This is a genomic window from Streptomyces sp. NBC_01474 (assembly GCF_035918215.1).
GTDB lineage: Bacteria > Actinomycetota > Actinomycetes > Streptomycetales > Streptomycetaceae > Streptomyces > Streptomyces aureus.
The window spans coordinates 8899661-8926595 of sequence record NZ_CP109449.1; the positions used below are offsets into that span (position 1 = coordinate 8899661).

Genomic DNA, 26935 nt, shown 5'->3' on the forward strand with positions numbered 1-26935 from the left:
GTCACCACCGTCACGGGGTGACGATCGCGAAGTCCGGAGCGTTGTCGTCGAGGAGCGAGAGCAGGGTGTCGAGGACGTCCAGATCGCCCGAGTGATAGACGCCGTGGAGACCCTTTCCGGCCAGCAGGGCGAGGAGTTGGGGCTTCGTGAGCGTGAGGGAGAGATCCGCGTTGTCGGCGGGCCGGGTCGTGCGGGTGTGGACCAGGACACCGTTGTGCAGCGTCATGCGGTACATCTCGCCCAGGTCCGACAGATGCCAGTGCAGGGTGAGCGAGTGCTCCCACGCCCTGGGCCCGTCGAGCCGGACCGCGAGTGAGTCGAAGAGCTGCTCGACGTTCAGCGCGGCGGACATGTCGCCGCCTCCGATGCTGGTCCTCCCGATGTCGCCGCGCAGCTCCTGGGCGCCGGTGAGGTAGCAGTTGCGCCAGGTCGCGTTCTCCGCGCCGTGCGCCAGCCGCTCGAAGGTCTGCGCGAGCAGCTCCTTGGCGTCGGCGTTGTCCGGCGCGGCGAACACGGCGTGCCTCAGGAGCTGGGCGGCGAACCGCAGATCGCCGTCCTCCAGGTACGTACGCGCCTTGCCGAGCACCGCTTCGAGCCCGCCCATGCAGTCGACGTAGCGCTCGGCGGTCTCGGTGGGCGGGTGCTCCCACAGGGAGGCGGGGTGGCCGTCGTACCAGCCCATGTAACGCTGGTAGATGGCCTTCACGTTGTGGCTGACGGAGCCGTAGTAGCCGCGTGCGTGCCAGGCCGCGGAGAGCGGGGGCGGCAGCTCGATCAGCTCGGCGATCTCTGTCCCCGTGTACCCCTGGTTGAGCAGCCGCAGCGTCTGGTCGTGCAGATACGCGTACAGGTCGCGTTGCTCCGCCAGGAACGACCTGATCCGGTCCGAGCCCCAGGTCGGCCAGTGGTGCGAGGCGAACAGGACGTCCGCGTCGTGGCCGAAGAGTTCGATGGCCTCGTTGAGATGGCGGGCCCAGATCCGGGCGTCACGGACCACGGCGCCGCGCAGGGTCTGGATGTTGTGCAGGTTGTGCGTGGCGTTCTCGGCCATGCACAGGGCGCGCCGCTGGGGCAGCAGGAAGTTCATCTCCGCCGGTGCCTCGGTGCCCGGCGTCATCTGGAAGCGGAACACGATGCCGTCGAGGGTGAGTTCCTGTCCCGTGTGCCGGACCTCGACGGTGGGCGCCACCAGCCCCGCGGTGCCGGTGGACGCGGTGAAGCCGAGGCCCATGCCGACGAGACCCCCGGGCCCCCGTTCCAGGTTGGCTCCCGAGTAGTAGGTGCCGCGGCGCAGCATCGCCGTACCCGCGTACACGTTCTCCGCGACGGAGTGCTCCATGAAGCCCTGTGGAGCGACCACGGGCACGCCGTCGTCGGGTCCGACGACGCCGAGCACACCGCCGAAGTGGTCGAGGTGGGAGTGGGTGAACACGACGGCGGCGACCGGCCGTTCGCCGCGCTGCGACCGGTACAGGTCCAGGGCGGCGGCCGCCGTCTCGGCGGAGGCGAGCGGGTCGACGACCACGACACCGTGGTCGCCCTCGATCAGTGTCATGTTGGAGAGGTCGAACCCGCGCGCCTGGAAGACACCCTCGGTGACCTCGAACAGACCTGCCCGGGCGCAGAGTTGGGACTGCCGCCACAGGTTCGGGTGCGCGGTGTCCGGACAGTCCTCGTCGAGGAACGCCGTGTCGTCGAAGTTCCACACGACGCGCCCGTCCTCGGCCGTGACCGTCGCGGAGAGCGGCGGGGAGACGAGGCCCCGGTCCGCCTCCTCGAAGTCGGACCGGTCGGCGAAGTCGGGGGAAGAGGCGGGGGTGTCGGAGATGGTCACGTCGGTCTCCCAGGGATGTGTGTCAGCGCCGCGCTTCGGTGCCGTACGTACGCAGGAACAGCGCCTCCACGTGCGCCATGTGCTCGATCTCGGAGGGGTCCACGCTCTCGTTCGGGGCGTGGATCAGGCACTGCGGTTCCTCCACCCCCATCAGGACGATCTCCGCACGGGGATACGCCTGGGCGAGGACGTTGCACAGCGGGATGGAGCCGCCCTGGCCGAGGAACTCCATGGGCCTTCCGTACACGTCGGCCATGGCCCGGCCCAGCGCGGCGTACGCGGGACCGTCCGTGGCGGCCCGGAACGGGGAGCCGGTGGTCTCGGCCTCCACGCCGACCCGCGCACCCCACGGCGCCGCCGCCACGAGATGCGCGGTGAGTGCCTCGCGCGCGGCGTCGGCGTTCGTACCGGGCGGTACGCGCAGGCTCACCCGCGCGCGGGCGCTCGCCGGGATCGAGGCGGACGAACTGACCACGGGCGGACAGTCGATGCCGAGAACCGTGACCGCCGGACGCGCCCAGAGCCGGTCCGCGACGGAGTCGGTCCCGGTCAGCCGCACCCCTTCGAGCACGCCCGCGTCCTTGCGGAACCGCTCCTCGTCGTAGCCTGCGCCCTTCCATGTCCCTTCGCCGTCGAGCCCGTCGATGCGCGTGGCGCCCGTCTTCGGGTCGCGCAGTGTCGAGAGCATCTGGACGAGCGCGGCGAGGGCGTCGGGCGCGGGGCCGCCGAACATGCCCGAGTGCACCTCGCCGGCCAGCGTGTCGACGCTCACCACCACGTTGGTGAGGCCCCGCAGGGACGTCGTCGCCGTGCCCGTACCGGCTGCGGCGTTCCCGGTGTCGCAGATCAACAGGGCGTCCGCCAGGAACAGTTCGGGGTGCCGGGTGACGTAGGCCTCCAGGCCGCCCGTGCCCTGCTCCTCCGAGCCCTCGGCAACGAACTTGATGCCGACGGGGATGTCGTCCCCGAGGGCCCGCAGCGCCGTGAGGTGCATGACGATGTTGCCCTTGCAGTCGGCGGTGCCCCGCCCGTACCAGCGTCCTTCGCGCTCGGTGAGGGTGAACGGCGGGGTCGTCCAGGCCGCGTCGTCGAGCGGGGGCTGCACGTCGTAATGGCAGTACAGGAGCACGGTCGGCGCTCCCGGCGGCGCGGGCCGGTGCCCTATGACGGCGTGGCTGCCGTCCGGGGTCTCGGCGAGATGGACGTCGCGCAGACCCACCTCGCCGAACGCGTCCGCGACCCACTGCGCGGCCTTGCGGCACTCCTCGGGCGGGTACCGGCGCGGGTCGGCGACGGACGGGATCGCGACGAGCTCGCTCAGGTCGGCTTTCGCCCGGGGCATCAACTCCGTGATGCGGGCGGCCAGTTCACTGTCGGGCGAGGGCATGCTTCATCGCCTCACGGTGTCGTCGGTCTTGAGATCGTCGATCTTGTCCTGGATCTTCTCGAGTTTGTCGGGGCAGTAGATGCCCAGGATGATCGCCTCGGCCTCCACGACCCGTCGGTCGGAGATCACGGGCCGCTGCCCGGGGCCGGCCGCACCGTTGGACAGATTGATCTTCCACAGGCCCGACTTGAGGGCGGACCCGGGATCGTGGCAGACGTTGCCGCCGTCGGTGCCGAGCGTGCGGACGACGCCACCGGTGTCGGGTCTGGAGTACCCGGCCGCAACCAACTCGTCCGCGAGCTGGTTGGCCTTCTTGTGGGCGTCGCCGGTCGTCTTCACGCTGTCGTACTGGATGAGTCCGACGACCACGAGGGCCAGAAGCAGGAGGATCGCGCAGACGTAGATCCACCGGTGCTCGGAGGCGAACCTGGTGGGGCTCACGCGGCACCACCCTCGCCGGCGGCCGACGCGGGGTTGCGCCAACTCGGCTTGCGGAACGCGAGGAAGAGCCCGGGGATCACCAGACCGAGCATGAGGAGCCCGCCGCCGATCAGCATGATGTACGCCCACACGCTGTTGCCGCCGAACTGCGAGGACGGCACGAACCCGATGGCCAGCGCGGCGAGCGAGGCGATGAGACCGACGCCGCACAGAAGCGTGAGGGCCGGTGCGCGGTAGCCGCGCGGGTGGTCGGGCTGCGTCCTGCGCAGCCGGATCGCGGCGGCGAACATCAGCAGGTAGACGATCAGGTACACCTGCGTGGTGATCACCGAGAAGATCCAGTACGCGCTGGAGACGTTCGGGATCAGCGCGTACATCAGAGCGATGGCCGTCGTCACGATGCCCTGGGTGACGAGGATGTTCTGCTGGACGCCGTTCTTGTTGAGCCTTTGCAGGAACGGCGGCAGATAGCCCTCCTCGCGGGAGATCATCAGCAGGCCCTTGGACGGTCCGGCGAGCCAGGTGAGCATGCCGCCGAGCGCGGCGGCGACCAGCATGACGGCCGCGATCGGGGTGAGCCAGCCGACGTGGAAGTACGAGAAGAAGGCGTGGAAGGCCTGCATCACGCCCGCGGTGAGGCTGAGCCGGTCGGACGGCACGACCCAGCTGATGGCGAGCGCGGGCAGGATGAAGATCAGCAGCACGAGCCCCGTCGCGAGGAACATCGACTTCGGGTACTCCGTGGCCGGGTTCTTCAGCGAGGAGACGTGGACCGCGTTCATCTCCATGCCGGAGTAGCTCAGGAAGTTGTTGACGATCAGCACCAGGCTGGCGAGCCCCGTCCACTGCGGGAAGAGGTTCGCGGCCCCCATCGGGGCGGCCGAACCGTTGCCCTGGCCGAGGAAGACGAGGCCGAGGACGACGAGGATCGTGCCCGGGATCAGCGTGCCGATGACCAGTCCCCAGGACGACAGCCCGGCCACGGCCTTCGTGCCGCGCGAGGAGACCCAGACCCCGGTCCAGTAGAGGACCATGATGACGATGGCCGTGTAGAGGCCGTTGGAGGCGAGCGAGGGGTCGATCACGTACGCGATGGTGCTGGCCACATACGCGAGCAGGCTCGGGTAGTAGAAGATCGTCATGGCGAACTGGCACCAGACGGCCAGGAACCCGAGCGGCTTCGACAGGCCCTCACTGACCCACCGGTAGACACCGCCGTTCCACCCCGACGCCAACTCCGCCGAGACCAGGGCGGTCGGCAGCAGGAACACGATCGCCGGGACGATATAGAGAAAGACGCAGGCCAGGCCGTACACGGCCATGGTCGGAGCGGCCCGCAGACTCGCCACCGACGAGGTCGTCATCAGCGCCAGCGTCACCCACTTCAGGGCGGGCGCCACTACCGGTGGCGCCGCCTTCGCCCGCGGTATGGGTTCGTCGGACGGGACATCCATGGTGGTCATGCGAGCCCTCCCGGGGGCGCGTCGGCGGGCCCCCGGCGCCACCGGTGCCCGCGTCGCTCGGACGACGCCATGCGTCCAAGTGGTACGTCGTTGCACAAAATTGACATAGCTTGTGCCGGTTCGCACCTGCTGTCGGGTCGGGCCCGTACGCTCACGGGGCGCGGCGGGAGGGAATCCGCACCGTTCCCGGGCCGGTCAGCTCTCGGTCAGATGCCGCACCAGAACCGGCACATGGCTGTGCTCGATGTCCTTGACCGAGGTGACCAGCGTGACCGTGCTCGTACGGGCCAGCGCGCGCAGCTTGTCCGTCAGCTCCACACGGTCCGGCTCGGCGAGCTCGTCGCGGTAGCGGCGCTCGAACTCGGGGAAGCGTGATTCGCGGTCCTCGTGGTACCAGGAGCGCAGCGCGGAGGACGGCGTCACGTCCTTCATCCACTCCTGGACGTCGGCCCGTTCCTTGGAGACGCCGCGCGGCCACAAGCGGTCCACCAGGACCCGGATTCCGTCGTCCGACGACGGCGGATCGTAGACCCGGCGGACGCGGAAGTGCGGTTCGGAGCTCTTGGAGCGTTCTGTCATGGCCCAATTGTGCGGCGTTTTCCCCGCCTCGCGTCCGCGGTCGTCCGCCGCTGCGGTGACGGCCCCCGACTGCCGGGGGCGTACGTCGTTCGCCTCACCCGGGTGGCGGTCGCGCCGACGCCGTGTGAACAGTCGGACATGACGCACGCACCGCACGAACCCCGAATCCCGACGGCCGAAGACACTCACGAAGAGCGCCCCGCCGCGCCCCAGGGTCCGCTGGGACGCCTGGCTCAATCCGCGTGGCAAGTAGTGCTGCTGGCCGGCATAGCCGCCCTGATCCTGGGCGTACTGGTCCTGGTCTGGCCAGGGGCGTCCCTGTTCGCAGCCGGAGTGCTCTTCGGCGTGTACCTCCTGGTCACCGGCGTCTTCCAGCTGGTGGCCGCATTCGGCACCCATGTCACCACCGGGCTGCGCGTGATGGCCTTCATCAGCGGCGCGGTGTCGATCCTGCTCGGTCTGTTCTGCTTCCGCGGGGCGACGCAGTCGATCCTGCTGCTCGCCCTGTGGATCGGTATCGGCTGGTTGTTCCGCGGCATCACCCAGACCGTCGCGGCCATCTCCGACGAGGCGATGCCGGCACGCGGCTGGCAGATCTTCCTCGGCGTCGTGAGCGCGCTGGCCGGTGTGGTCCTGATCGTCTCGCCGTTCCAGTCCGTCGCCGTGCTCACCCTGGTCGGCGGCTGCTGGCTGGTCGCGGTCGGCGTCGTGGAGATCGTCACGGCGTTCCAGCTGCGGAGCAAGGCGAAGCGGATTCCGCACGGAGTGTGACGGTGGCGACGGGGGGCGGGCGGGCACGCGAACGCCGGACGCCACCATAGGGACGCCCGGCGCGACTGCTTCGGCCTCTCGGTGACGGTCAGACCGCGACCGTCTCCTCCATCTCTTCCTCCGCCGCCTCCGACTCCTGGGCCTCCTCGGCCTCGCTCCGGCCAGAGCGTGCGGGGGCCTGCGCCACGCTGTGCGCGGCCTGCTCCCGGGGCTCTACGGCTGCGGCACCGCGCCGCCGCTCCGTGAGCGCGGCCAGACCCATCACGACCAGGCCGACGACGAGCCAGACGGCCAGCGTCCACACGTTCCTGGCCAGGTCGTGGCTGCCGAAGTACAGCAGGCTGCGCGAGCCCTCGACGAATCCGGCGCCGTTCCAGAAGGAGTGCAGGGTGCCGAAGAAGCCGTTCTGGAGCTCGGGCCGGTAGAGGCCGCCGGAGCTGGTGAAGTTCAGCATCACGAACAGCACCATGAGCGCGAGGGTCGTCCACCGCTTGAGGAACGTGTGCAGGCCGACACCGATGAAGAGGATGCCCGCCGAGTACAGCCATGACATCGACCACATGCCCCACAGGCCGTGGTGGGCCAGGTGGAACACCGGTCCCGCGAGAGCCGCGCCGACGAGGCTGACCACGCCGGACACACCGGCCACGAGAGCGGCCCGCGTCCGCATCGACAGGGCGGAACCCGCCGCGCCGACCACGGCCACCGACGCGTACGAGCCGATGCTCAGCGCCACCAGCAGGAAGAACAGGCCCTGGCCCGTCGGGTCGTCCGACACGGTCGGGGTCACGTCCGTCACCTTGAGCGGCACGCCCTGCTGCGTGGCGACCGGCGTGAAGATCTTCTCGGCGGTGATCGCGCTCATGTCGGACCCGGCGGTCGCGACGATCAGCTCGGGGGACTTCGCGCTCAGGACGTACGCGCCGTCGATGTCACGGGACCGGAGCTGCTCGACGGCGGCCGAGCGGCTGTCGAGCGTGCGGACGTCGAGGGCGTCGCCGGCCTTGTCCTTCACCGTCTGGGCGAAGACCTTCGCCTCGGGCCCGGCCCCCACGACCGCCACCGGCAGATGGTGCGGCTCGGGCGCCACGAAGGCCCCCATGTACGCCAGCCCCATGCCCACGCACATCAGCAGCGGGGTGATGAGGTGCGTCAGGACATGGCGCAGGGCCGGATTCCGCACGCCGTGCACGGCGCCCGAGGACTCGGAGCGGTGTGCCTTTTGATCGGCGGGCATGGGCAGGACCTCCAGTGATGGACGGAGAGCAGAGGCGGGCGTCGGCGTATGCAACTCGGTGGGTTGGTGTTTACAACCTTCGCTCACGTTGTACTCTACAACTATCTCTGGGTGATGGGGCCCGGGGGAGGGTGTGACGATGGCCACCGCGAACCCGCGGTGGTCATCGCACATGCCTGTCCGTCTGCTGCCGGCCGAGGTCGTCAGGCCTGCTGGAGGTCGAGCTGGTACTCGTACGTCCGATGCGTCGGCACGTAGCCCAGTCCGTCGTTCACCGCGCGCATGGGTGTGTTGCTGTCGGCGGTGTCCGTGAGCAGACCCCCGAGCCGCGGGTGGCGGTCGCGGGCGCGGAGAACGGCCTCGGCCTTCATCCAGCGCGCGAGGCCGTGACCGCGGTGCTCGGGCAGCACGCCCGTGCCGTAGTGCTGTCCGTCGCCTGTGCCGTCACCGGGGACGACGAGCTCGGTGAACCCCACGACGTTGCCGTCGGAGGCGTCGACCGCCGCGACCGTGTCGAGGTGTTCGCCGCGCCGCTCGACGGCCCTGGCCACCGCGCGGACCCGGTCCACATTCCACAGGACGGTCCCGTAGTCGGTGTCGTCCATAGGCATGTCGTCCATGGCGCGACGCGAGGCGGCGAATGTCGCGGCCAGATGGTCCGGAACCGTGCCTTCCCAGGAGACGAGCCGGTATCCGGGGTGCTCCGCGCGCGCCGTCCGCGTGAGGGCCGGGATGTCCGCGTCGGCGAGCGGGAGCCGCGCGTACGTCAGATTCAGCACCCGGCGAAACCCTCGCGCGGCCAGGAACAGGTCGGAGGGCGAACCGTCGTCGGCCGGGGCGGTGAGCGAGCGCCGTCCGTCGGCCTTCGCGGCCGTCACCGCCGCCTCCAGGAGCCGGGAGCCCGCGCCGCGACGGCGTTCCGCGGGATGGACCCGGAGGGACAGCTCGGCGAGATGCCGCTGGCCGTCCCGGTCGATGAGCCGCAGGAACGCGGAGCCGACCGGGTTCCCGTCGGCGTCGGACGCCAGCCATGCGAGGCGGCGGGCGTCCGGACCGCCGGCCGGATCGGTCAGCGGTGTGAGGTGCAGCGACAAGAGGGCTCCTTGTACGGGGAGTTGCGGACGCGGCAGAACCTAACCGGGCCGGCGCGGCGCCCGCAAAGCAATTGAGCACGCACGGGCCGAGCACGCACGGGCCGAGCACGCACGGGCCGAGCGCGCACGGGCCGAGCGCGCACCGGCCGGCGCGTTCAGGCCGTGTGCCGGAACCGCCCGCCCGCGCCCATTCCCTATTTCTGGAACGAGTTCTACTGTGTGCGCCGTCAGGACCGGGACCCGGTGTACCAGCGACCGCCAGGAGGGGCCGTGCACCTCGAATACACGCCCGAGCAACAGCAGTTGCGCACGGAACTGCGCGCCTACTTCGCGGAGCTGGTGCCCGACAACGCCTACGCCCGCTACGAGGACCCGGCGGCGCAGAAGCGGTTCTACCGCGAGACGGTGCGCCGGCTCGGCACCGACGGGTGGCTCGGCGTCGGGTGGCCGAAGGAGTACGGCGGGCGTGGCCTCACGCCCATGGAACAGTTCATCTTCTTCGACGAGGCCGCGCAGGCGGGCGTGCCCCTGCCGCTCATGGCGCTCAACACCGTCGGTCCCACGATCATGCAGTACGGCAGCGACGAGCAGAAGGCGTACTTCCTGCCGAGGATCCTCTCCGGGGAGCTCGACTTCGCCATCGGCTACAGCGAACCCGACGCGGGCACCGACCTCGCCGCGCTCAAGACGCGGGCGGTGCGCGACGGGGACGAGGCCACCGGCCACTACACGGTGAACGGGCAGAAGATCTGGACGACCAACGGCGACACGGCCGACTGGGTGTGGCTCGCCGTGCGCACCGACCCGGACGCCCCGCCGCACAAGGGCATCACCATGCTCCTCGTGCCGACGTCGGACCCCGGCTACTCCTGCACGATCATCAACACCCTTGCGTCGCACGACACCACGGCCAGCTACTACGAGAACATCCGCGTTCCCGTCAGCCGTCGCGTCGGTGAGGAGAACAAGGGCTGGCGGCTCATCACGAACCAGCTCAACCACGAGCGGGTCACCCTCGCCGCCCACGGCACCATGGCGATCCGCGCGCTGCGCGACGTGCAGCGCTGGGCCATGGACACCAAACTGGCCGACGGGCGCCGCGTCATCGACCTCGGCTGGGTGAGGAAGCGCCTCGCCCAGACCCACACCCGGCTCGACGCGATGAAACTCCTCAACTGGCAGATGGTGAACGCCGTCCAGGAAGGCAGCCTCACCCCGCAGGACGCCTCCGCCGTGAAGGTGTACGGATCCGAGGCACGCCGCGAGGCGTACGCCTGGCTGATGGAGGTCGTCGCCGCGGCGGGAGCGCTCAAGGAGGGCTCGGCAGGCGCCGTCCTGCACGGCGAACTCGAACGCGGCTACCGATCAGCCGTGATCTTCACGTTCGGCGGCGGCAACAACGAGATTCAGCGCGAGATCATCTCCTGGATAGGCCTGGGGATGCCCCGCGTCCGACGCTGAGGCTCCGCTGTGGTCGGGTAGCCGGATCACGTTGCCGTGACCCGGCCCCCTCAGAACCGGACGTGCACCTTTCAGCGCATCCGGCTCAAGCAAGCCGCGAGGGCTTCGCAGGTCAGCAGGGTTATGTGGCCCGTTCGCCGTCGCCAGCGTGGTGCTGGCGGTGGCATTCGGAGTGCACAAGGCGAAGGTTGGTCCGCTCGTCCGTGCCGCCGTCTCGTCGGTAGGTGAAGTGATGCTTGTGGAGCATCTTCTTCGAGGCCGCGAACCAGTTGATCCACTCGCGTGGACTGTCCGGTTCGTACTCGGCTCCGACGATCAGCGCCTGCTTGCAGAGAGGACAGAGCCCCTGCTGCCGAACCGCCAGGACAAGACTCGTCTTGTCCATTGGCGGCGGCGCCTTCTTCCGGCGGCGGTCCCGCCAGTACTCGGCCAGGGCCGGGTCGTCCGGGGACGCTCCGCCCTTAACGAGCTGATGACGGACGATCCCGGTCCAGGCGAACTTGATGAGGAAGGCGCCGCTGTCGCGGTCGCCGAACACCCACCGATCGCGCCGGGACGGGTGGAACCTGCCGAAGTACCGGTCCACAACCCAGTACCTCGACTTGTTGCGGTGACGGCGCCTGGCCCATTTGAAGGTCAGCCACCACATGTAGTGATCCAACGACGAGAACGTCGTCGTTGATGCCACCGCCCGGTAGTAGGCCGCCCAACCGCGAACGATCGGGATCAGCCTGCGCAAAACCGCCTCGGCATTGGACCCGTGCAGGGCCCCCACCTCGGTCCGCAGTCGCGCCCGGAGCCTCTTGCAGGCCGCGACGCTGGGTTTGATGATCAGCTTGCCACCCGTCCGGCGGACCGTGAATCCGAGGAAGTCGAACCCCTCATCGAGGTGGACGACCTTGGTCTTCTCCTCGTTGAAGCGAAGACCTCTCGGCTCCAGCCAGTCCTCCAGCCGGACCTTGACCTGGTGCACCTGGGCTTCGTCGTGACAGAGCACAACGAAGTCATCGGCATACCTCACCAGCACCGGAGTGCCCGGGGCGGCGCCGGGCTCACGCCCGGCCCGCGCCGTGTATTGGCACCCTGCGGCCTGTTCCAGTCCGTGCAGAGCAACGTTCAGCAACAAGGGGCTGATCACACCGCCTTGAGGAGTTCCCTCCTCAGTCGGTGCGAATCGGCCGCGGTCGATCACTCCCGCTTTCAGCCATCCCGCGATCAGGTCCCTGGCGGGGAACTGGCCGAGCATGGTCATGAGGTGGTCGTGGGCGATTCGGTCGAATGCCGCCGACAGGTCCGCGTCCAGGACCCACAGACGTTTCGGGTTCTTGCCCTTCACCGTCCAGAAGATCGCGGATATCGCGTCCTGGCAGCTGCGGCCGGGCCGGAAGCCATAGGTCCTCGGCTCGAACCGCGCTTCCCACTCGGGTTCCAGCGCGTTCTTCACGCGAGCCTGGAGAACCCGGTCACGGATGACCGGGATGCCGAGCGGTCGCTGTTTCCCGTTGCTCTTCGGGATGAACACTCGCTTGACCGGCCTGGCCTTCCAGGGCTTCGACGACCGATGGATCTCGGCCGCCAGCGTGCCTCTCGCCTTCGGCGTGAGGACCCGTTCCCCGTCGATGCCAGCGGTCATGCGACCACTGCTCTGCTGCGTCACCCGCTTCACGCTGATCAGCGTGTTGCTGCGGCTTCGCAGCATGAGTTTCTGCAAGTTGTGGACCTTCTTGAGGTCCCCCTCCTGCGTTGCCTTGAAGATCCTCCGCCTCAGCCGCCGTACGTTCTCCTCGCAGGTGGCCCAGTCAATGCCGTGCCAGTCGAGTAAGTCGTCCTCGGGTCCGTTCACCGCAGGCGAGGGCATCACGACAGGTGTCGTGATTTCCATGTTCGCCTCCGGTATCTAACTTGTCCCTTGGTTCCGGCTTCGTTGCAGTGGTGACTTCAAAGGCTCACCTGATCCACGTGGGCGCCCTTTCGGGCCGGGTCACCAGGACCCGTGTCCGGCGAGTTATGTGAGAGCGGGTGAAGGTCCCAACTCCCGGTTTCCTCCGGCCTTTCGGCCTGCCGGCCTTCGCTTTCTGGATCATCCTGTCCCGCCGGGGAGTTAGGCCTTCCTTGCGGTCGGCTTACCAGGCCAGGGCCTGGACCACGACGGGGTTTCCACGTTCCGCACCGTTAAGGAACGGCTGGGGTGGGCGCCCTCTCTACCCCGGGACCAGCGGTGTCCGCTCTCCGGACAAAGTTCCCCGGAGGTCGCTTGGTGCCTCCCAGCACCGGGTCCTGTGACCGTCGCTCACATGCCATCGCACGGTCCTAAAGTCACGGGGCATCATCGAGGGTTCACTTGCGTTCGCCCGTCCAGCCTTCCCCTCGCCTGTTGCACCTCGATGGCCGAGACGCTCTTGGGCTTGAACGCTCAGCTTCAGACCCCGCCGTTACCAGCGACGCATGTGAGCGCGGGGACGGGCCCTGGACACCGGCCCGAAGTTCAGCCGATCGATACCTCCTTCACATGGCTGTCCTTACTTATCCGGAGCGACCTCGTGTCGCACACGAAGCTTTTTAGTTGGCATAAAAGCGGGATAGTTGGCACTGGATCTGGCGCTCGATCTGTCCCGCCTCAGCTGGAATCGAGCCATTCGCGAGACTGTGGCCTGGGGGCGGGTCGGGTGAGCCGGTAAAGACTCGCCTGTCTCGCCCAACCTGAGCACCAGGCGATGTAAGCCCCACGGGGTCGTGCCTATGGGGGCGCCAGCCGCCGATCCGGTCCGGGGAGGGGGCGACGGTGGGCTGACCACCGCCGGACCCGGAGGCCGGGAGCCCCATTGCGGGACCATGAAAACCGCAACGGGGGCACCAGGCCGGTCGGAGCCCGAGGATCACGCGCTCGGACGCTCCCGCGGCGGACTGAGCACGAAGGTCCACTTGGCCAGTGACAGCCCAAACTCGTCCTCTGGGTATCCACGTCACCGCCCGTCAGGCTGGTGACGCGCCGGCCTCCGAGGCGGTCACGGCCAGGATCCGGATCCCGCGCAGCGGACTCGGGAGGCCAAGAACCCGTTTGATGGCCGTCCTGGCAGATCGCACCAACTCGTCCCGCGCGATTCGTGGACACCTTCGGCGTCGAGGCATCCGGGCTGTCATCCTGCACCCCGCCGACCAGATCGGTCACCGTTTGCGGCGAGGCCGCGCCGGAGGCCGCCCGCCGGCTTTGACTCCGAGAAATATAGGGAGCGTCATGCCGTCGAGCGGTGCATCGCCTTGATCTGGGTCCGGTGCTGAGCAGGTCGCTGGACCCTGACATTCGGATCGTCAGTTGCTGAGTGCCAGCCTGATACCGAAGGCGCCGATGACGGTGCCGGTGATCCGGTCGAGCAGTCGGCGAGCCTGGGGCTTGCGGAGCCACCCCTGCAGGACCCGAGCGAAGCCGATGAGGACGGCAGACCAGAGCAGACCGATCAAGATGTGCACCGCGGTGAGCAGGAGGCCCATGGTGAAGTGGCCGGTGCCTGGGGGGATGAACTGAGGCAGGACGGCGACGTAGAAGGCGCCCATCTTCGGGTTCAGGAGGTTGGTGAGCGTCCCCTGCCGCCAGCCGCCGCTGACTGAGTCCGCGCCGGCGGCCAGAACGGAATCGTCCGTGTCTGCCGTAGGCAGCCCCCGGAAGGTGTCCCGGAGCATGCGGAACCCCATCCAGATCAGGTAAGCGGCGCCGATCCAGCGCAACGCGGTGTAAGCGAGATGGGAGGCCGTGAGAAGCGCGGTCACTCCGAGGGAGGTGAACGCACCCCACACCAGGGTGCCGGTCTGGATTCCGAGGACGACGCCCCAGGCCCTCCTGCGCCGGCCGAGGGCCGACGTGCGCAAGATCAGCGCCGTGTCGAGTCCGGGAGTCAGAGTGAGAAGCCCTACAACTAGGGCGAAGGACCACAGGGCGGAGCTTATTGCCATGGAATGCCAGCTTACCCCGCCAGATCGCCTGCATTGTTAGCGGGTCTGGTGGATCTTGAGCTGCTTAGCCTCTACTCCCAAGAGACAGGACCTTGCTGGTTCGGTGCAGTTCCGCGTTCCCGGTGATGAACGTGGGCTCATACGAGCCGGCCGACTCGCGGACAGCGGCGAGCGCTCCGTCCTGACGCCTGCGCAGATCAGCGCGCCGCTCGATCTCGACTTCGGTCATCCACCGGTGGAGCCAGGCCGACAGATGATGGATCTTTGCCGAGCTGATCGCAGCGGCAAGCGCCTGGCCCGATTCCGTACGCGATACCCGCGACACCGGACCGTCTCGCCCCGCAGACGGTACGGCCGAACGGTGCGGTGGCGCTGGCGGACTGCCTCGACATGCTCTCCACTCCTCGGCAGCGGCTCTCACCGGAACCGATGGAGGTGCTGGGCCAGTTACTGGAGCTGATCCACTACCGCACGTGGCTCCGTGGCTCCTTCCCCGACAACGACCCTGCGCGTGCACGGCCTTGCGGACCGGGCTCAGGTGTTCCTCGGCGGAGTGCCGCTGGGCGTCCTGGAGCGGACAGGGTCGCTCGACGTGCTGCCGATCAGCGTCCCCGACACCGGTGCCGAACTCGACCTGCTGGTGGCGAACATGGGACAGATCAACTCCGGCCCCTTGCTGGAGGATCACAAGGGCATCAGCGGCGGCGTCCGGACCGACGGTCAGTACCAGTTCGACTGGGAGATCCGCCCCCATCCCGCTGACCGATCTGGCAGGCCAGCGGTTCGGGGCCGCCGAACAGGTCGAGGGCCCGGCCTTTCATCGTGCGACGCTGGAGGTACCGGAACCGGCCGACAGTTTCCTGGCCCTGCCGGGCTGGACCAAGGGCCAGGTGTGGCTGAACAGCTTTGCCCTCGGTCGCTATTGGGAACGCGGACCCCAGCGCACGCTGTACGCCCCCGCCCCTGTGTGGCGGGTCGGCCTGAATGAACTCGTGATCCTGGAACTGCACCGGCCGGGCGAGCGGATCGAGCTCTGCGACGTCGCGGATCTGGACCCCACCGATCCGGGCCCGACCGGCTGACCTTCGGCTGACCTTCGGCTGACCTTCGGAATGCGAAGTGGCTCCGGTCCGGATTCCTCCCGGAACGGAGCCACTTGAAACGAGTCCCCGAGGCAGATCAGCTCTGGCCGTGCCCGAAGTACGCGGCCAACTCCCGGTCCGGGGCCGCGACCTCGATGGCCCGGCCGCCGTCCCGCAACGACATGGTGGCCGCGTAGCCGGCGGCCACCGCTTCGCGGGCCGCGACGGGCGAGGTGACGGTGGCTCCACCGTCTCGTACGAACCGCAGGAATTCCGTCATCAGCACGGGATCGGCGCCCCCGTGCGTGCCGGTCGGTGTGTGCACGGGCACCACCAGATCGGCCTCGGCGCGGCCGTCGGAGCGGTGGTTCCACACGTGGACCTCCGCTCCCTCCGAGTCGCCGAAGTTCTCCAGCCGTCCCTCGGTGCCGATCACCGTGTAGTTGCGCCAGTAGTCGGGGGTGTAGTGACACTGCTGGTAGCTCGCGAAAACACCGTTGTCCAGCTGCATCTGCATCATGCTCAGGTCCTCCACGTCCACCACCGGGTGGAGACCGGTCTGGCTGAGCGGCGGCCAGTTCTCCGTCGACAGCCACTCGGTCATCCGCTCCCCGCGGCGGTCGCGGTGCGAGTCGATGTCCCCGTAGACCGTCAGCCCGCCCATGGCGTTCACCCGCCGGGTGTAGCCGCCGGCCAGCCAATGGATGACATCAATGTCGTGCGCGCCCTTCTGCAGCAGCAGGCCGGTGGTGAGGCGTCGGTCCGCGTGCCAGTCCTTGAAGTAGAAGTCCCCGCCGTGGCCGACGAAATGGCGGCACCAGACGGCCTTGACCTCACCGATCGCCCCCTTGACGATCAGTTCACGCATGGCCACCACGACCGGCATGTGCCGCATGTTGTGGCCCACGTACAGCCGGGTCCGGGACTGGCGAGCAGCCGCGAGCAGCCGGTCACACCCGTCGGTGGTGATCGCCATCGGCTTGTCCAGGAACACCGGTACACCGGCCTGAAGGAAGTCCAGGCCGATCTTCTCGTGCGTGTGGTCCGGAGTCAGCACCAGCACGCCGTCGAGTCCCGCGTCGAGCAGCTCGTGGTGATCCACGGCGGTCCGCACCTGGGCGCCGAACCGCTCCTCGGCGTGCGCAAGCACCTGTCGGTCGCGGTCGCAGGCGGCGGCCATCAGTGAGCCCGATCCGGGCCGGTGAGCCAGGTCGGCCAGGTCGCTGCGATTGCCCAGGCCGATGACGCCGAGCCTGATGTCGTCCAAGGTGCTTGCCCTTTCAGAAGGTTTCGACCCCAGCAGGGCCAGGATGATCGATGATAGATCTGCAACATATCCGATTGCATGGTGGATTTGTGCCTGATCCTGACGAGGTTGAGGTGGCGCCGACGGTCAGGACACTCGCACTCCTGGATGCGCTACGGCCAGGCAGGAGAAGGGTGTTGCCCCGGTGAGGGGTGGGATGGAGTGGCCGGTAGGGGGCGGAACGAGTCTGGGCTCGCCGGATCCTGGCGTCAAGAGTTTGAATGTGATTCACTGACCACAGATTGGCTGATGTATCCGAAACATATCGCGCTTGGGCGCCTCTGCGCCGTTCGGAGACCTCATGCCCGACACGGACTGCTATCGCTATGCCGTCCGGATCGCCGTGCCATGGATCGACGCAGAAGTGGATCGACGTGAAAGGGGAGCGCCGTTGACCCGCGCAGCCCACAGCACCGCACCCGCGCTGGAACCCCCGGGCGACGGTCTCGGATACCGTCCCGGCTACGAGGTCGCGGCCGAACGTGTCCTCGAACACCTCGTCCTGGCCGGCCTGGAGCCGGGTGACCGGTTGCCCACCGAGCAGGACCTGGCCGACCGGGTGGGGATGAGCCGGACCGTGGTCCGCGAGGCGGTGAAGATCCTCTCCGCGCTGGGCCGGCTGTCCGTGCACAAGGGCCGCGGCATCTATGTCGCCCAGCCCGACCAGTCCTCCTGGCAGAACTCCCTGACCCACTTCTTGCCCGCCGACCTGCACCAGGTCGACGAACTCTTCGAATTCCGGCGGCACTTGGAAACCACCACCGCCCGCCTGGCCGCCCAACGCGCCACGCCGGCCCAGGTCAAGGCCGTCCGCGAGGCCGCCCATCAGTCCACCCGGGCCGCCCAGCAAGGTGACATCGACGCCTTCAGCCGCGCCGACGACGCCTTCCACGCCGCCATCGCCGCCGCCACCAACAACTCCTTCCTCACCGCCACCATCGACATCCTGCGCCGCCTGCAGCACCAGGTCACCGCCATAGGACTGGCAGGCCTCGCGGGCGGCTCCCTGCACGACGCCGCCGCCCAGCACGAGGCCATCGCCCACGCCATCGCCACCGGCGAACCTACGTACGCACACACCCTCATGGCCCATCACATCGACCGGACCACCCACCAGTTCCAAAGAGAGATCCGGCACCGCATAACCCCCGGCCACCCCAGCGCCTGAACCGCACACCATCACCCATGAAGGACATCCATGCGAATCACCGACGTGACTGTGGAACTGGTCGATCTGCCCGCTCAGCCGCCCTTCCGGTGGCGAGCAGGGCTGCCCGGTTCGGAGCCGGCGGTCGTGGGCGGAATTCTGCGGGTCCACACGGACGAAGGCCTGGTGGGCGAGGCGCACACGAGACGTGGGCTGATCGTCGCCGACCTGGTGAACCGCCGTATACGTGAGGACCTGCTCGGCCGCGACCCGCTGATGCGCGAGCTGCTGTGGCACCGCCTGTGGGAGCTGGACCGTATAGAGGAACTCCCCATCTACGCGCTCGGCCTGGTCGACGTAGCGCTGTGGGACCTGGCCGGCCTCGCGGCCGGGCAGCCGGTCCACCGGCTCCTCGGCCCCTACCGCGAGGCCATCCCCGCCTACGCGAGCACAGTCACCTTCGGCAGCGTCGAGGAGTACCTCGACGTGGCCGACCAGTGCCTGGAGCTCGGCTACTCCGCCATCAAGCTGCACGCGTGGGGAGACGCACGAGTCGACGCGGACCTGTGCCAGAAGCTGCGGGCCCACGTCGGTGACGACATTCCACTCATGTACGACGGCTCGGCCGGGTTCGACCTCGCCGACTCGGTGTACCTCGGCCGCGCACTGTCCGAGGCGGACTACCTCTGGTACGAGGAGCCGATGCGCGAGTTCAGCGTGACCGCTCACCGGTGGCTGGCCGAACAGGTCGACATTCCGCTTCTGGTCGCGGAGACCTCCGACGGCGCGCATTTCAACGCCGGCGACTTCATCATGGCGGGCGCGGCGAGCCGGGTCCGCACCAGCGCGCAGCTCAAGGGTGGGATCACCGGGGCCTTGCGCATCGCGCACCTGGCCGACAGCTTCAACCTGCGGGCCGAGGTGCACGGCAGCGGAGTGGTCAACGCCCACCTGTGCATGGCGATCCCCAACACCACCTACTACGAGTCCCTCGTGTACACCAACCCCGTACAGCGCGAGCCGGCGGTCGGCGCCGACGGGCTGGTGCGGGCGCCGACGGCCCCCGGCATCGGCTTCGACCAGCAGGGCTGGTGACATGTGCAACGCTACGCTGCGGTCATACGCCTGCGTGGGGAACTCGAAGCGGAATACCGCGCCTTGCACGCGGCGGCCTGGCCCGAGGTCCTCGCGACCCTCAAGCGCGCCCACATCGGCAACTACTCGATCTTCCTGCGTGACGGCCTGCTCTTCAGCTACCTCGAATACGCGGGCGATGACTACACGGCCGACGCCGCGCACATCGCCGAGTGCCCGGTCACCCGGGACTGGTGGGCCCGTACTGACCCCTGCCAGCAGCCACTGGACAGCGTCGGCGACGGCGAATGGTGGGCACCCGCCGAAGAGGTCTTTCATCTCGAATGACATCAGGGGTGAGCGGCAGGGGGCGGCGGACGCAACTGAGTCCGCCGCCCCCTGCCGCTCACCTGCTGTGGGTCACAGACCGTAGACCCGCATGGCCGTGCCCGCGAACACCGCTGCCCGCTCATGCTCGGACAGGTCCGCTATCAGCTCGCGGCCGACGGCGACCACCTGTTCGTACTCGGCCGCCAGGGTGCACACCGGCCAGTCCGAGCCGAACATGAGCCGCTCCGGGCCGAAGGTCTCCAGCGCGACCGACACGAAGGGCCGCAGGTCGGCCGGGCTCCACGTGTGTCGGTCGGCCTGCGTGACGAGCCCGGAGAGCTTGGCCACCGTGTTGGGGAGGCGGGCCAGGGCGGCCAGGTCCGCGGCCCAGGTGTCCGGTCGGCGAGGGCGGATCGGCGGCTGGCCCAAGTGGTCGAGAACAAAGGTGAGTTCGGGCCGCTTCCGCGCCACGGCGACGGCCGAGGGCAGCTGTTCGGGGCGCAGGACCAGGTCGTAGGCGAGGCCGGCGGCCGCGACGGCGGCCAGGCCGCGGCCCACGTCGAGACGGAGCAGCCAGTCCGCCTCGTCCTCGCCCTGCACCTGGTGGCGCATGCCGACGAGACGGTCGCCACCGGGCAGGGCGCGCAGTGCGGCCAGGGCGTCCGCGACCGCGGGAGAGGTCAGGTCCGTTCAGCCGACAACGCCGGCCACCAGTGGGTCGGCCGCTGCCAGCGCCAGGTATTCGGGACCTCCTCGGGTACGCAGATCGTCTGCACCAGCACCGTGGCGTCGACACCTGCGGCCGCGGCCTGCGGTCGCAGGTCGTCGAGGGTGAAGTCGCGTCGCAGCGGAGCGAGTTCGGGGCCGGTGATCCAGTCCTGGTCGCGGACCGACAGGTCCCAGACGTGCTGGTGGGCGTCGATGGTGGTCACGGTTGTCTCTGACGACGTGCTCGGCATGATCTTCCTGTGACTGGCGAAGGTACTGGTGGAGCGGGTGCACAGCGAGAACGGCCAGATCAGGCCAGACACGTGACCTTTCCCTTCCGCGTGACCTGCACGGTGACCGCTCCGCCCGCAGGGACGTCGACCTGCGGCCAGTCGAGGAACGCCGTGTACCCGAGGGGGCGGGCCGATTGGCGGGCCGTTTCCGCCAGCACCGACACCCGTGCCGCGTAGGCCGTGTTGTTGGTCAAACGGACTTCGGCGGCCTGGCGGCTCTCACTGACGTACTCGGCCTCGATGTGATCGAAGGGAATGAGAATCCCTTCCCCGGGCCTGACGTAGATTCCGGGAAGTTCGAGTGCCATCAGGACACCGTCGGTCTCGGTCCAGGAGTTTCTCGTCCAGATGAAATTACCGACGGCACCCTTGCCCTCGGCATCACTGGGCTGGATGCGCTCCATGCTCGAACCGATGCGATAGTCGGTGGTGATATGTCCCGGCATGTTGACGGCCTCGGCGTGGGCATGCTGGATATCGCTGATGAGTTCGGCGTACTTCTTGTCCCCGGTGGCTCGGTACAGCTTGAACAGGTGGTCCGCGGAGGACGTGCACACACCGGGCGCGGCATGCTTGTTCTGGCTGCTCGCCCAGACGGCGCCGGCCATCCGCCCCTTGAGCCGCGCGATAGCACTGCCTACCGGAAACAGCGGATTGTACGCAAGAGTCCAGGACGAGCACAGTGCGGCCTGGACCCTGGCGCGAGTCAGCCATCCCTTCTTTCCGGTGTACTGGTACAGCGCCATGAAGGACTCCAGGAGACCGAACGCCGTTTCGGAGTCCGCGTCCTGTGAGATGTCCGCGCACGCTCCGCCGGTGAATCCACGGGACTTGGTGTCCCGCTCGTAGTAGAACTCGGCTGCTTCCTCTGCTGCGGACAGCCAGTCAGGACGGCGGAAGTATGCGGCGGCCAGAGCGAGTCCAGCGGGAGCGATAGCACCGGCCGTCGAGTTGTACACGGCGATGTCGCCTGTTTCGGGCACGATGTACTGGCCAAATTCTCCGTGCTTTCGCCAGGTCCGGGTGAAGGCTTCGGCCAGGCCGCCCGCGGCCAGCTCCCAGGATTCCTTGACGGTGTCGCCATGCCCTTGCGCCTTCAGGAGCATCACATGCTTCATCAGCCAGAAGAGCACGTCTCCGTTCTTGCGCACCATCGCCTGCACGGCAGGGAAGTCGGGGTGGGCCTTCTCCGAGCGGATCTCACCGCCTTCGGTGATGGTGCCGTAGAAGAATCCGCTCTTCCCCTTCATACGGGAACAGACGAAGTCGAGCTCATCGGAGACCCTGCCCCGTTCCGTCGGATCGTTCAGAGCCAGCATGGGGTAGGTGTTGATCATTCCGCTGACCCAGCCCAGCTGAAAGTCCCTGTTGTTCTCCGGAAGGTAGTAGCGGCCCGCCTTGGTCTCTGTGAAGTTGCCTCGGCAGATGTCGGTGCCGAGCTCCGCCAGCTTGCTCATCGGAAGCAGGTTGCGAGGCGCGGTGGGGCCGGTGAGCGACTTTCGTACGTCCATGAACTTCTGCAGGACGGTCGGAATTCCGTCGGCATCGAAGGTGAAGACCTGGAAGCGAATCGAAACCGCGTCACCGGGAGCCCAGCTCGACGCCCTGTCGTCGCTCGTCCGGAAATCGCCGAAACCGGCCACCTGCCGGCGCACAACCGGGGCCGAGATGCTGAATTCACAGCTCTCCCTGCTCGCACTCTCCTCGACCGAGAGCCCACTGTTGCCCAGACGAGTTCCCTGCTCAGTCAGGACGATCCAGCCCTTTTTGAACTTGGGCGAGAAGAAGCTCATCGCCGGGGCGGCAGTACTGAACGTCGCCAGCTCGATCCGTGAAGGCGCCGCAGCATCGACGGCCAGTCGTGGGTTGTTCGATATCGTCAGCGGCGTCTGTGGGTTGTAGTACATGTCGGCCGGATAGTCCGGGTTGTATCCGTTGCCGATGGCGCGATAGCGATTGCCGTTGTAGATGATTCCGGGAATCATCACGTAGTTGGCGGTCTCCCAGCTCTCGAAGGGGAAATCAAGGGAGATCGCGCTCTGCTCCGCCTCGCCCTTCTCCAGGGTGCAGGTCAGAGTGACCTCCCACCCGTGACCGTCGGGCACCCGTCGCGTGTTCCACTTCAGCTGCCACTGTCGCGGCCCGTCGGACAGCAGGTCACCGTCGAATTCCTGGGTCCGACGAAGCGTCGTACCGTCATATTCCCGAACGGACACCCGGAGGGAGCCGTGCAACTCGCGCAGAGCGCGGCTGAGTTCCGCGGCCTGGCCACTGGCTCCGGCAACTCCTGCGTCGAGCGGTTGGGCTTGCGAGATCGTCGGTTCGAAAGCGACCGTCGCTCCGACCCCGGCGGCCGCCAACAGGGCAAGGTAGTTTCTTCTGTCCAGCATTCTGCAACCGTCCTCGTGTGTGGGTTCCAGTGAGTGGAGCTTCAGATCAATGTCGCTACGGGCACCGGCACGCCGGCGGCAGCAGACCCTGGGCACGCAGGGCACGCCACATCTCGGAGGGGATTGGGTGGCCGGTCATCGCGGCGGCGTCCGTCACCTCGGCGGCGCTGCGTGCCCCGAGCAGAACACCGGCGACCGCCGGATGGCCCAGCGGGAACTGCAGGGCAGCTGCCCGCAGCGGAACCCCGAAGGCCTCGCACAGCGTGCGCAGAGCCAGCGCGCGGTCGAGCAGGTGTGCCGGGGCCGGTGCGTAGTCGAAGGTCGCGCCCGGCTGCGGATCGGCGAGGAGGCCTGAGTTGAACACCCCGCCGACCAGCACGGACACTCCGCGTTGCGCCGCCAGCGGCAGCAGTGCGGCCAGAGCGCTCTGGTCGAGGAGGGAGTAGCGGCCGGCCAGCAGGACCACGTCGATGTCGGTGTCGCGGACGAAGCGTGTCGGCATCGCGGTCTGGTTCATGCCGACGCCGATCGCGCCGACCATGCCCTCCGCACGCATCCGCTCCAACTCGGGGTAGGCGCAGTCGAAGGCCTCGCGCTCGTGGCCGTCCGGGTCGTGCAGATAGACGGTGTCCACGCGGTCGAGGCCGAGCCGGGTGAGGCTCTCCTCGACGCTGGCGCGTACACCTCGGGTGCTGAAGTCCCACACCCGCTCTTGGGTGGCCGGGACGGCGAAGCCGTTCGCCAGGTCGTCGCCGGGCAGCCCGGCGCGTGCGCGCAGCAGGCGGCCGACCTTGGTGGACAGCGTGAACTGTGCACGTGGCCGGGTGCGTAGTGCGTCCCCCAGTCGGCGCTCGGACAGGCCGAGTCCGTAGTGCGGAGCGGTGTCGAACGCACGGATGCCGCAGGCCCAGGCGGCCTCCACGGTGGCGGCCGCGTCCTCGTCGCTGACTGCGTGGAACAGGTTCCCCAGGGCGGCTGCGCCCAGTGACAGTGCGTCGACGGCGGTGGCGGGGTGCACGGGTGCTGTGGGGTGCATGGAGTGAGGAGTGCCTCTCGCTGAAGGGACGTGAACGGACATGAACGGGCGTGAAGGGGCGCGAGCGTCCGAAGTCCGCGACATGTGACAGGGGGCGGGGCTTGCGTCGGTCCCCACCCCCTGTCACATGCCCCGCTGTACCGCCCGATCTCAGCCCTTCGTCGCTCCTCCTGTGAGGCCCTTGACGAACTGCTTCTGGAAGGCCAGGTAGAAGACGAGGATGGGCAGTGTCGCCAGGAACATGAAGGCGAAGACGGAGCCGAAGTCCGCTTGGTGTTCGCCGATGGCCCGGTAGATACCGACGGTCACCGTGGTGCCCGCCGCCGGGCCCAGGACGATCAGCGGGTTGAGGAAGTCGTTCCAGATCCAGACGCCGAGGAAGATCACCACGCTGGCCGACGCCGGCCGCATCAGTGGGAAGACCACCTGCCAGAAGGCGCGGAACGCTCCGGCACCGTCGATCGCCGCGGCTTCTTCGAGCTCTCGAGGGATCGTCTTGGCGAAGCCCGCGAAGACGAACACCCCGAACGGCATGTAGTAGCCGACGTACGCCAGGACCAGTCCGGGCACGCTGCTCATCAGCCCCAGCGTGCGCAGGACTTCGGTGATCGGGGTGAGGATCACCGCGGGCGGCACCATGAGACCGCAGAGCAGGACGACCATGATGACCTTGGACAGGACGCCGGTCGACCGCGCCAGGTAGTGGCCGAGCATGGCGGAGATCGCGGTGATGACGAGGATGGAGATCACGGTGACCTCCGTGCTGTTGACCAGCCCGTACCAGAAGAGGTGGTCCGGGCGCGACAGCACGCTCTGGATGTTGTCCAGGGTCGGTGGGACCGGGAGACCGACCGGGTTCGACACGATCGCCGAACCGTCCTTGAACACGTTGACCAGCACGAGGTAGATCGGCAGGAAGAACAGCAGGCCGGCGAGGAGTGCGACGACCGGGCGTATCCACGCCCTTGTTCCACCCCTGTTCATGCTCGCGTTCAGGTCCGGGTTCATCTTCGTGTTCGTGCTCATGCGGACACCTCGCGTTTCTGCAGCCACCCGAGCGCGATCACCGAGACGGTCGCGACCAGGATCAGCATCGCCACGGCCATCGCGGAGGCGTAGCCGACGTGGTTGCCGTTGAACGCGGTCTGGACCACCTGGAAGGCGAGGGTGGATGTGGTGCCGGGGCCGGGGCCGCCGTTGGTGAGCACCTGGATCTGGTCGTAGGCCTTGAATCCGCCGATCAGTGACATGACCGTGTTGATGGTGACGGCGGGTGCCAGCATCGGCCAGGTGACATGGCGGAACCGCATCATCGGCCCACAGCCGTCGATGGCCGCCGCCTCGTACAACTCCTGTGGAATTCCCTGCAGTCCGGCCAGGTAGATCACCACGCAGAAGCCGAGCCCCTGCCAGGCGATGACCCACGAGACCGTGTAGAGGGCGAGGCTCGGGTCGGAGAGCCAGCCCGGAGGATGACTCACCCCCAGCTGTCGCAGCATGGAGTTGAGCAGGCCGTCGTCGACGAGGATCGACTGCCAGATGACGCTGACCACCACCGCGCTCAGCACGACCGGTACGAAGAACACGCTGCGCAGAGCGTTGTACAGCCAGCCGCGACGGTCCAGCAGCAGGGCGATCGCCAGGCCGCCGGCGTTGGTCACCAGCGTCACGATCACGGTGATGACGACGGTGTTCTGCAGTGCTTTGAGGAAATCGTCGTCGGAGAACAGGCTCGTGAGGTTGGACAGGCCCACCCACTGGGTCGGCGGGTTGAAGGGGTTCTTGTTGGTGAGGCTGTAGCCGGCGGTCATCCCGATCGGCACCAGGACGAGGGCCAGGTAAGCGAGCAGTCCGGGCACCGCGAAGACGGCGAAGCGGCCCGGTCCGCCGTTCGGGCGGAAGCGCCGGGACGGTCGCGACGACCGCCGTGCGGGGGCGTCCTGTGGTCGGGCCGCTGCCGTGTCCTTCGCCGCGGGCGCGGCAGCGGAACCTTCCGGTCGGGTCAGAGTACGTATGCGCATTATCGGGTGGCCTTGTCCCACTGCTCGTCCATGTAGGCACCGAACTGATGGGCTGTCATGCGGCCGCCGATGAGCTTCTGGACGCCGGCCGCGGCCTTGTCGGCCAGGCCGGGCGGCAGGGAACCGTCACCGGTTTCCTGGGAGAAGGAGTTGACGATCCCGCCGCCCTTCTGGGCCTGCCGATACGCCGCCATAGTCTTCTTGTAGACGGGGCCCATGGTGCTGGGCGGGCTGTAACCCTTGATGTCGATGATGAGCCCGTCGGCCTTGACGGCGGCGTCCAGGTTCTTCTGGTCCTCCATGAAAGCCTTGGCCCACTTCTTGGCCAGGGGCACATCGGACGCCTTGGAGCTCACCGTCATCCCGCCGCCGAGGACGCCCGGGAGTGCAGGAGCCCCCTGGTCCGTGGGCCACGCGAAGACGCCCGTGTCGAAGTCCGGCTTCTTCGTGTCGGCCGAGGCGGAGAACCAGCTCCCCATCGGATACATCGCGCCCTTGCCGTCACGGAAGGCCTGTTCGGTGTCCGCGTAGGAGCGGGAAAGGCCGGCGCGGTCGATGTATCCCTTGTCCGCGAGGCCGGCGACCTTCTGGGCGGCGGCGACGAACGCCGGGTCGGTGAACTTGACCTTGCCCTCGGCACGTTGGGACAGCCAGTCCGGCGTCTTCCTGTAGACGTCGGTGGCCACCGTGCAGATCAGCGGGAACATGTCGGCCCAGGAATCCTTGCCGCCACCGCCGACCACGAAGGGGTTGATGCCCTTCTTCTTCAACTTGGTGCTGTCGTCGAGCAGTTCACGGTACGTGCGGGGCGGTGTGTCGATGCCGGCCGCCGCGAAATCCTTCTTGTTGTAGTAGACCAGCGTCGTCTGGGCGGCGTAGGGCAGCTGGTAGACCTTGCCGCCGTACGTGTTGGCACGGGGGTTCTCGTACGTCGCGAGTTCCTTGTCCGTCCACGGCGCCAGCTTGCCGGCCTCGGCGAATCCGGCGGGGTTCAGGCCGATCATGACGTCCGGGAACTGGCCCGTGCTGTCGAGCTGCTTCGCGTACCCGGTGCGGTCGGCGCTGGGCGACACGAGCTTTTTGATCGTCACCCCGGGCACCTTCGCCGAGGCACGGGCGATCGCGGCGTCCCAGTACTTCGCGTCCAGGTTGGGCGTCTCGAAGGTGAGGAAGGTCAAGGAGACCTTGTCGCCGTTGCCCTTGGATGCACTCGTACCGGAACTGCCGGCCGTGCACCCGGCCAGGAGGAGAGCACCTGCGAGGGCGACGGTTCTCGTGAGTATCGGATTGCGCTTCATGTTCAACTTCCCCTGCCCGTCGTTGTCCGGGGGGC

Annotated in this window: 22 protein-coding genes and 3 pseudogenes; 8 read left to right on the top strand and 17 right to left on the bottom strand. The window is 68.1% G+C overall.

Features of this window, described 5'->3' with window-relative positions; translation table 11 throughout:
* Positions 1-10: 10 nt before the first annotated feature.
* The 5 genes from OG758_RS40705 to OG758_RS40725 all read right to left on the bottom strand — a co-directional run bounded on the left by OG758_RS40705 (position 11) and on the right by OG758_RS40725 (position 5704).
* A complete protein-coding gene (locus tag OG758_RS40705; RefSeq protein ID WP_442810379.1) occupies positions 11-1834 on the bottom strand; it encodes an alkyl/aryl-sulfatase in 1824 nt (607 codons plus the stop codon).
* A 22-nt stretch (positions 1835-1856) separates the two neighbouring features.
* Complete coding sequence (locus OG758_RS40710; RefSeq protein WP_326714466.1) at positions 1857-3221, bottom strand: dipeptidase; 1365 nt, start codon at positions 3219-3221, stop codon at positions 1857-1859.
* Between the two features lie 3 nt (positions 3222-3224).
* Positions 3225-3662: a hypothetical protein gene (locus OG758_RS40715; protein ID WP_326714467.1), complete on the bottom strand. Its 438-nt coding sequence runs from the start codon at positions 3660-3662 to the stop codon at positions 3225-3227.
* Positions 3659-5125 (bottom strand): APC family permease, encoded by a 1467-nt coding sequence (locus OG758_RS40720; RefSeq protein WP_326714468.1) that lies wholly within the window; start codon positions 5123-5125, stop codon positions 3659-3661. Before OG758_RS40720 ends, OG758_RS40715 begins: the two co-directional genes overlap by 4 nt.
* Positions 5126-5320: 195 nt before the next feature.
* Positions 5321-5704, bottom strand: coding sequence for a DUF488 domain-containing protein (locus OG758_RS40725; RefSeq protein WP_326714469.1), 384 nt, complete (start codon positions 5702-5704; stop codon positions 5321-5323).
* Between the two features lie 138 nt (positions 5705-5842).
* On the opposite strand from OG758_RS40725, the gene OG758_RS40730 reads away from it, so the two are divergent.
* The gene (locus tag OG758_RS40730) at positions 5843-6475 is read left to right on the top strand and encodes an HdeD family acid-resistance protein (RefSeq protein ID WP_326714470.1); all 633 of its coding nucleotides are present in this window, start codon (positions 5843-5845) and stop codon (positions 6473-6475) included.
* Positions 6476-6563: 88 nt separating this feature from the next.
* On the opposite strand, the gene OG758_RS40735 is transcribed toward OG758_RS40730, so the two are convergent.
* Together OG758_RS40735 and OG758_RS40740 are read right to left on the bottom strand one after the other, a co-directional pair.
* A complete protein-coding gene (locus tag OG758_RS40735; protein ID WP_442810380.1) occupies positions 6564-7712 on the bottom strand; it encodes a hypothetical protein in 1149 nt (382 codons plus the stop codon).
* Between the two features lie 203 nt (positions 7713-7915).
* Entirely contained in the window at positions 7916-8806 is an 891-nt protein-coding gene (locus tag OG758_RS40740; RefSeq protein WP_326714471.1) for a GNAT family N-acetyltransferase, read from the bottom strand.
* Between the two features lie 270 nt (positions 8807-9076).
* Between OG758_RS40740 and OG758_RS40745 the strand changes: the two genes are divergently transcribed.
* Positions 9077-10267 (top strand): acyl-CoA dehydrogenase family protein, encoded by a 1191-nt coding sequence (locus OG758_RS40745; RefSeq protein ID WP_266739281.1) that lies wholly within the window; start codon positions 9077-9079, stop codon positions 10265-10267.
* Positions 10268-10388: 121 nt separating this feature from the next.
* On the opposite strand, the gene ltrA is transcribed toward OG758_RS40745, so the two are convergent.
* Positions 10389-12149: a group II intron reverse transcriptase/maturase gene (ltrA, locus tag OG758_RS40750; protein WP_326714472.1), complete on the bottom strand. Its 1761-nt coding sequence runs from the start codon at positions 12147-12149 to the stop codon at positions 10389-10391.
* A gap of 1137 nt (positions 12150-13286) precedes the next feature.
* Between ltrA and OG758_RS49185 the strand changes: the two are divergent.
* Positions 13287-13519 (top strand): annotated as a pseudogene (locus OG758_RS49185) (IS5/IS1182 family transposase); the annotation flags it as partial.
* Positions 13520-13576: 57 nt separating this feature from the next.
* Here OG758_RS49185 and OG758_RS40760 read toward each other — a convergent pair.
* A complete protein-coding gene (locus OG758_RS40760) occupies positions 13577-14215 on the bottom strand; it encodes a LysE family translocator (protein ID WP_326714473.1) in 639 nt (212 codons plus the stop codon).
* Between the two features lie 64 nt (positions 14216-14279).
* Positions 14280-14444 (bottom strand): hypothetical protein, encoded by a 165-nt coding sequence (locus OG758_RS40765; RefSeq protein ID WP_326714474.1) that lies wholly within the window; start codon positions 14442-14444, stop codon positions 14280-14282.
* 309 nt (positions 14445-14753) lie between these two features.
* Here OG758_RS40765 and OG758_RS40770 point away from each other — a divergent pair.
* Together OG758_RS40770 and OG758_RS40775 are read left to right on the top strand one after the other, a co-directional pair.
* Positions 14754-14906, top strand: a pseudogene (locus tag OG758_RS40770) (hypothetical protein); the annotation flags it as partial.
* Positions 14836-15297 carry a hypothetical protein gene (locus OG758_RS40775; RefSeq protein ID WP_326714475.1) on the top strand — a complete coding sequence of 154 codons (462 nt, stop codon included), beginning with the start codon at positions 14836-14838 and terminating at the stop codon, positions 15295-15297. The pseudogene OG758_RS40770 and the gene OG758_RS40775, both read left to right, overlap by 71 nt.
* 97 nt (positions 15298-15394) lie before the next feature.
* Here OG758_RS40775 and OG758_RS40780 read toward each other — a convergent pair whose 3' ends face one another.
* Positions 15395-16564 carry a Gfo/Idh/MocA family protein gene (locus tag OG758_RS40780; RefSeq protein ID WP_326714476.1) on the bottom strand — a complete coding sequence of 390 codons (1170 nt, stop codon included), beginning with the start codon at positions 16562-16564 and terminating at the stop codon, positions 15395-15397.
* Positions 16565-16994: 430 nt separating this feature from the next.
* Between OG758_RS40780 and OG758_RS40785 the strand changes: the two genes are divergently transcribed.
* From OG758_RS40785 to OG758_RS40795, 3 genes are read left to right on the top strand one after another with little or no spacing between them, the layout of a single operon-like run.
* On the top strand, positions 16995-17771 hold the full coding sequence (locus tag OG758_RS40785; RefSeq protein ID WP_326714477.1) for a FadR/GntR family transcriptional regulator: 777 nt from the start codon (positions 16995-16997) through the stop codon (positions 17769-17771).
* Between the two features lie 30 nt (positions 17772-17801).
* The gene (locus tag OG758_RS40790; protein ID WP_326714478.1) at positions 17802-18845 is read left to right on the top strand and encodes an enolase C-terminal domain-like protein; all 1044 of its coding nucleotides are present in this window, start codon (positions 17802-17804) and stop codon (positions 18843-18845) included.
* Positions 18846-18848: 3 nt separating this feature from the next.
* The gene (locus tag OG758_RS40795; RefSeq protein ID WP_326714479.1) at positions 18849-19172 is read left to right on the top strand and encodes an L-rhamnose mutarotase; all 324 of its coding nucleotides are present in this window, start codon (positions 18849-18851) and stop codon (positions 19170-19172) included.
* A gap of 72 nt (positions 19173-19244) precedes the next feature.
* Here the strand turns inward: OG758_RS40795 and OG758_RS40800 are convergent.
* The 6 genes and pseudogenes from OG758_RS40800 to OG758_RS40825 form a co-directional block, all read right to left on the bottom strand.
* Positions 19245-20113: pseudogene (locus tag OG758_RS40800) on the bottom strand (amidohydrolase family protein).
* Between the two features lie 59 nt (positions 20114-20172).
* Positions 20173-22545 carry a hypothetical protein gene (locus OG758_RS40805; protein ID WP_326714480.1) on the bottom strand — a complete coding sequence of 791 codons (2373 nt, stop codon included), beginning with the start codon at positions 22543-22545 and terminating at the stop codon, positions 20173-20175.
* Between the two features lie 55 nt (positions 22546-22600).
* Positions 22601-23581: an aldo/keto reductase gene (locus OG758_RS40810; RefSeq protein WP_326714481.1), complete on the bottom strand. Its 981-nt coding sequence runs from the start codon at positions 23579-23581 to the stop codon at positions 22601-22603.
* Positions 23582-23731: 150 nt separating this feature from the next.
* Positions 23732-24565: a carbohydrate ABC transporter permease gene (locus OG758_RS40815; RefSeq protein WP_266737255.1), complete on the bottom strand. Its 834-nt coding sequence runs from the start codon at positions 24563-24565 to the stop codon at positions 23732-23734.
* A gap of 38 nt (positions 24566-24603) precedes the next feature.
* Positions 24604-25602 (bottom strand): carbohydrate ABC transporter permease, encoded by a 999-nt coding sequence (locus tag OG758_RS40820; protein ID WP_326714482.1) that lies wholly within the window; start codon positions 25600-25602, stop codon positions 24604-24606.
* Positions 25602-26900 carry an ABC transporter substrate-binding protein gene (locus tag OG758_RS40825; RefSeq protein WP_326714483.1) on the bottom strand — a complete coding sequence of 433 codons (1299 nt, stop codon included), beginning with the start codon at positions 26898-26900 and terminating at the stop codon, positions 25602-25604. The genes OG758_RS40820 and OG758_RS40825 overlap by 1 nt, the downstream gene beginning before the upstream one ends.
* Positions 26901-26935 lie beyond the last annotated feature (35 nt).